This window comes from Mesorhizobium sp. M1E.F.Ca.ET.063.01.1.1, from assembly GCF_003998155.1.
Lineage (GTDB): Bacteria > Pseudomonadota > Alphaproteobacteria > Rhizobiales > Rhizobiaceae > Mesorhizobium.
In genome coordinates this window covers 1-910 of sequence record NZ_RZSC01001306.1, presented here as the reverse complement: position 1 = coordinate 910, position 910 = coordinate 1, and the positions used below count along the sequence as shown (strand labels likewise).

At 60.1% G+C, this 910-nt stretch carries 2 protein-coding genes; both read right to left on the bottom strand.

Annotation, left to right across the window (positions count from 1 at the left end; translation table 11 throughout):
* Positions 1 to 221: 221 nt before the first annotated feature.
* On the bottom strand, positions 222 to 671 hold the full coding sequence (locus tag EOA29_RS38140; protein WP_126093004.1) for an Rrf2 family transcriptional regulator: 450 nt from the start codon (positions 669 to 671) through the stop codon (positions 222 to 224).
* A gap of 15 nt (positions 672 to 686) precedes the next feature.
* Positions 687 to 910, bottom strand: a 224-nt coding sequence (locus EOA29_RS42515; protein WP_210213233.1) for a hypothetical protein, incomplete at its 5' end; no start/stop codon positions are given.

The following is a 910-nucleotide window of genomic DNA, read 5'->3' as shown; positions in this document are numbered from 1 at the left end:
TCTCGGTATGATAGACGCTGGCGGATGACGGCTGCCGTTTGGCCCTGCGGAAATTGCCAAGCCAAGGCAGCCTCATGCTTCAAAGCCCCGTTCCATCCTTCAGCCGCTTTACTGCCTCCAAGGCGGGCAAGCAACCAGCGGCAGGGAGCGTTAAGGCGAGCGACGGCTCTGCTTGCGCGATTCCGGACGGAAAATCGCCGCGCACTTTCCTGGAATTGCCTCTAAATCTGCGACGTCAGTTCGGCCGGGAAATCGTCATTGGCGGCATCGCGCATGGCGGCGAGGCTGCGATTGTCGAGAACCTCGGCGATCGCCTGGCGCACTTCCAGCATCATGTGGCGGACCTGGCATGTCGCCTCGTCGCAATCCTCGCAGCGCTGATATTGCGTGCGGCTGGCGCAGGGGATCGGCGCCAGCGGCCCGTCCAGCACGCGCACGACATGGCCGATCTTGATCTCGGACGCGGGCCTGGCGAGGCGATAGCCGCCTTCCTTGCCCTTGCGGCTCTGCACGAAGCCGGCGTTGCGCAGTTCGCCCAGGATGGCATCCAGGAACTTCTTCGGGATGTTGTTGGCGACCGCTATGTCGTTGACGAATGCAAGCTGGCCAACCGGCAGGCTGGCAAGATGCACGAGGGCCTTGAGGCCGTATTTGCCTTTTTTGGTCAGCATGCCCGATTCAGTTCATCAAACCCCAATCGCCTGCATCTGGCGGTTGTTTGTGTGCAAATCATGACAGTTTGGCCCCTGAATGTTGTTTGGCCCAACAATTTGCGAGCACAGGTTTAGGCACAAACGCGTTGATTCTTCGTAACGTTCTTCACAGAGGACTCGGGATTCGGCCGGCGATTCAATCCCGCCCGCCGGCACAAAGAAAGCCGACAAAGGCCGGCTCTCCTGCGCTCTATGAT